The following is a 4,392-nucleotide window of genomic DNA, read 5'->3' as shown; positions in this document are numbered from 1 at the left end:
CTACGCCGACGACGTGCAGTGCGCGCACGGCAACACCGTGGGCAATCTCGACGAGAGCGCCCTGTTCTACATGCAGCAGCGGGGCCTGCCGATCGACGAGGCGCGGGCGCTGCTGACGCAGGCGTTCCTGATCGAGGTCGTGGACCGAATTGAGCACGACGGCGCGCGGGAGGTGGCAAGGGAATGGCTGACGGCTCGCCTGTGAACCTGTTCGACCCCTACGCCGCCCGGGCGCAGTTTCCGATCCTGTCCCGGTCGGTGAACGGCAAGCCGCTGGTCTATCTCGACTCGGCCGCGTCCGCGCAGAAGCCGCGGGCGGTGATCGGCGCTATGGTCGCGGTCATGGAGGGCTCCTACGCCAACGTCCATCGCGGCCTGCACACGCTCGCCAACGAGACAACCGAAGCCTTCGAGTCGGCGCGGGAGAGCGTCGCCGCCTTCCTGAACGCCCCGTCGGCTGAAAACATCGTCTGGACCAAGGGCGGCACCGAGGCGATCAACCTCGTCGCGGCTGGACTCGGCCAGTCCATCCAGCCGGGCGACGAGATCGTGCTCAGCGAGATGGAGCACCACGCCAACATCGTGCCCTGGCACATGCTGCGCGAGCGTTATGGCGCGGTGCTGCGCTGGGTTCCGGTGCTGGACGACGGGTCGCTCGACATGGCGGCCTATGCGGCGCTGCTCGGGCCGAAGACCCGGCTGGTCGCCGTCACCCACATGTCGAACGTGCTGGGCACCATCAATCCGATCGCCGAGATCACGCGGTTGGCGCACGCGGCGGGGGCTCGTGTCCTGATCGACGGTTGCCAGGGCGCCGTGCACGCGACGCCAGACGTGCAGGCGATCGGCTGCGACTTCTACGTCTTCACCGGCCACAAGCTGTTCGGGCCCACGGGCGTCGGCGTCCTCTACGGGACCACCGAGGCGCTGGAGGCGCTGCCGCCGTATCAGGGCGGGGGCGAGATGATCGAGACGGTCGAACGCGACCGGATCACCTGGGCTAAGCCGCCCCACAAGTTCGAGGCGGGAACGCCGCCGATCGTGCAGGCTGTCGGCCTCGGCGCCGCCATCACATGGCTGAACCAGTTCGACAACGCCGCGATCCAGACCCACGAGCGCGCTCTGCTCTCCCACGTCCGCAGCCGGCTGAACGGCCTCAACTGGCTGCGCGAGATCGGGACGGCCGAGGACAAGGGCGCGATCTTCGCCTTCACCGTCGACGGCGCGCACGCCCACGACATCGCCCAAGTGGTCGACCGCTACGGCGTTGCGGTCCGGGCCGGACTGCACTGCGCCGAACCGCTGTCGAAAAGGTTCGGCGTGACGTCGAGCGCCCGCGCCAGCTTCGCCCTATATAACACCCTCGAGGACGCCGACGCCTTCGCCGACGCCCTGATCAAGGCCCGTGAGTTCTTCGCATGAGCGACCCGACAGCCAGTCCGATCACCGACAGCCCGGCCTTCGCCGAGGCGTGGGATGCGCCGCAGAAAAGCGCGCTGGCCCAGGCGGAGATCGACCGCATGACCGACGACATCATCACGGCGCTGAAGACCGTGTTCGATCCGGAAATCCCGGTCGACATCTACGAGCTGGGCCTGATCTACCGCGTCGACCTGTCCGACGACCGCGACGTCGTCATCGAGATGACGCTGACGGCGCCGGGCTGCCCGGTGGCCGGCGAAATGCCGATCTGGATCGAGGACGCGGTCAAGAAGGTCGAGGGCGTCCGGTCGGCCCGCGCCCATCTGGTCTTCGACCCGCCGTGGGATCCTTCGAAGATGAGCGACGAGGCCAAGCTGGCCCTGAATATGTTCTGATGGTCGATAGATGAGCGAACTCCAGACAGCGATCCGACCGCGCCGTCCCCGACCCGCCGTCGTCACCCTGACGGACGCGGCGGCCGAGCGGGTGCGCGCGCTGACCGAGGCGGGCGGACACAAGGCGCTGCGGGTCGGCCTGAAAAACGCGGGCTGCGCGGGCCAGGAATACACCTTCGCCTTCGCCGACGAGATCGGGCCGCTGGACGAGGTGGTGACCGACAAGGGCGCGACGATCATCGTAGAGCCGAAATCGATCCTGTTCCTGATCGGATCGGAGATCGACTACGAGACCACGAAACTGGCGTCCAAATTCGTGTTCCGGAATCCGAACCAGACCGACGCCTGCGGCTGCGGCGAGAGCGTCACCATCATCCCGGCCAAGGCGCTGGACGCAGACTGATGATCCGGCTGGAGGGGGTCACGAAACGCTTTCGGAGCGCCGCCGGCGAACGCGTGGCGCTCGACGCCGTCGATCTGACCGTCGAGGCGGGGCAGGTGTTCGGCGTGGTGGGTCGGTCCGGCGCCGGCAAGTCGACCCTGATCCGGACCATCAACCTGCTGGAGCGCCCCGAAGCCGGGCGGGTGACCGTCGACGGCCGCGAGATGACGGCGCTGGCGCCCGCCGACCTGCGCGCCGCCCGCCGTCGGATCGGCATGATCTTCCAGCACTTCAACCTGCTGAACGCCAAGACGATCGCCGAAAACGTCGCCTTTCCCCTGAAGCTGGAAGGCAGGCCTTCAGCAGAGGTGGACCGGCGCGTCGCCGACCTGCTGGAGCAGCTCGGTCTCTCCGAGCACGCCCGCAAGCATCCGGCGCAGCTGTCCGGCGGCCAGAAGCAGCGCGTTGGCATCGCCCGCGCCCTCGCCTGCGAGCCGGGCGTGCTGCTGTGCGACGAGGCGACCAGCGCGCTCGATCCCGAGACGACGGACGAAATCCTGAGCCTGCTGGACCAGCTGAACCGCGATCTGAAGCTGACCATCGTGCTGATCACCCACCAGATGGAGGTGGTGCGCCGCGTCTGCGACCGGGTGGCGGTGCTTAAGGACGGGCGGGTGGTGGAGCAGGGGGCGACCGCCGACGTGTTCCTGCACCCGAGACACGCCGCGACCCGCGCCATGCTGGCCGAAGGCGAGGAGGGCTTCGACGCCTCCACCGTGCCCCCGGGGGGGCGGCTGGCCAAACTGACCTTCCGCGGCGGCTCGACCTATGAGCCGGAGCTCAGCCGCGTCGCCCGTTCGGTCGGCGTCGACTATTCAATCCTCTCTGGCCGGATCAGCCGCATTCGGGGTGAGCCCTACGGGCAGCTGGTCGTCGCCTTCACCGGCGGCGACGCCGAGGCGGCCGTGGCCCAGCTGACGGCCCGCGGCGTGACGGTGGAGGCCGCCTGATGGAGAGCTTCTTCGCCAACGTGGACTGGCCCGAGATCGCCCGCGCCACCCGCGACACCCTGCTGATGCTCGGGGGCTCGATGGCTCTGACGGTGCTCTTCGGCGTCCCGCTGGGGGTTCTTCTGTACCTCTCGGGCCGGGGACGCCTGGCGGCGAACCCGGTGCTGAACGCCGTGCTGTCGCTGATCGTGAACATCCTGAGGTCGGTGCCCTTCATCATCCTGCTGATCGTGATGCTGCCGTTGACGGTGCTGCTGGTCGGGACCTCCCTCGGCGTGGCCGGCGCCATCCCCCCGCTGGTTGTCGGCGCCGCGCCCTTCTATGCGCGGCTGGTCGAGACCGCCCTGCGTGAGGTCGACAAGGGCGTGGTCGAGGCCACCCAGGCCATGGGCGGCACCACCTTCCAGATCGTCACCCGGGCGCTGCTGCCGGAAGCCATGCCCGGCATCATCGCCGGAGCCACCGTCACCGCCATCGCCCTGGTCTCCTACACCGCCATGGCCGGCGTGGTCGGGGCGGGGGGCCTGGGCGATCTGGCCATCCGCTTCGGCTACCAGCGCTTCCAGACCGATGTCATGGTGGTGACCGTCGTGCTTCTGCTCCTGCTGGTGCAGCTTCTCCAGATGCTCGGCGACCGTCTGGTCGCCTCTGTTTCCCACCGCTGATCGCTCCCCCGAAAGGCCCGCTCATGATCCGCCGCTCGCTCCTGACCCTCGCCGCCGCCTCTCTGGTCCTCGCCGCCTGCGGGCAGGGGTCCGAAAAGACGGCGGCCGCTGATGCGCCGCTGCTGGTGGGGGCGACGGCGGTGCCGCACGCCGAAATCCTGGCGCACATCAAGCCGCTCCTCGCGGCCGATGGCGTGAACATCGAGATCAAGGTGTTCAACGACTACGTCCAGCCGAACACCCAACTGGCTGAGCGGCGGCTGGACGTGAACTACTTCCAGACCAAGCCCTATCTGGACGAGTTCAACGCTTCGCGTGGCTCGGATCTGGTCACGGTCGCCGGCGTGCACGTCGAGCCGCTGGGCGCCTACTCCCGGCGCTTCCGTTCGCTGGAGCAGCTGCCGAACGGGGCCGAAGTCGCGGTGCCCAACGACGCCTCGTCGATCGGCCGGTCGCTGATCCTGCTGCAGTCGGCGGGCCTGATCCGCCTGAAGGAGCCGGCCAATCCGCTGCAGAGC

7 protein-coding genes are annotated in these 4,392 nt (G+C 68.7%); all 7 read left to right on the top strand.

Translation table 11 applies throughout. The features are described 5' to 3' along the window. The coding region (locus VGB60_RS02490) for a SufD family Fe-S cluster assembly protein (RefSeq protein ID WP_331036701.1) at window positions 1–205 on the top strand (205 nt) is incomplete at its 5' end. Next, window positions 184–1,422, top strand: coding sequence for a cysteine desulfurase (locus VGB60_RS02485; protein ID WP_331036700.1), 1,239 nt, complete (start codon window positions 184–186; stop codon window positions 1,420–1,422). The genes VGB60_RS02490 and VGB60_RS02485, both read left to right, overlap by 22 nt. Next, a complete protein-coding gene (locus VGB60_RS02480; RefSeq protein WP_331036699.1) occupies window positions 1,419–1,817 on the top strand; it encodes an SUF system Fe-S cluster assembly protein in 399 nt (132 codons plus the stop codon). The genes VGB60_RS02485 and VGB60_RS02480 overlap by 4 nt, the downstream gene beginning before the upstream one ends. A 10-nt stretch (window positions 1,818–1,827) precedes the next feature. Beyond that, a complete protein-coding gene (locus VGB60_RS02475) occupies window positions 1,828–2,220 on the top strand; it encodes an iron-sulfur cluster assembly accessory protein (protein ID WP_331036698.1) in 393 nt (130 codons plus the stop codon). Then, window positions 2,220–3,209 carry a methionine ABC transporter ATP-binding protein gene (locus VGB60_RS02470; protein ID WP_331036697.1) on the top strand — a complete coding sequence of 330 codons (990 nt, stop codon included), beginning with the start codon at window positions 2,220–2,222 and terminating at the stop codon, window positions 3,207–3,209. Before VGB60_RS02475 ends, VGB60_RS02470 begins: the two co-directional genes overlap by 1 nt. Further along, window positions 3,209–3,874 carry a methionine ABC transporter permease gene (locus VGB60_RS02465; RefSeq protein WP_331036696.1) on the top strand — a complete coding sequence of 222 codons (666 nt, stop codon included), beginning with the start codon at window positions 3,209–3,211 and terminating at the stop codon, window positions 3,872–3,874. The genes VGB60_RS02470 and VGB60_RS02465 overlap by 1 nt, the downstream gene beginning before the upstream one ends. A 23-nt stretch (window positions 3,875–3,897) precedes the next feature. After that, window positions 3,898–4,392: MetQ/NlpA family ABC transporter substrate-binding protein (locus VGB60_RS02460; protein ID WP_331036695.1), on the top strand; the 495-nt coding region annotated here is incomplete at its 3' end.

The organism is Brevundimonas sp., from assembly GCF_036399195.1.
In the GTDB taxonomy this organism is placed as follows: Bacteria; Pseudomonadota; Alphaproteobacteria; order Caulobacterales; family Caulobacteraceae; genus Brevundimonas.
This window is presented reverse-complemented; position numbering and strand designations above follow the sequence as displayed.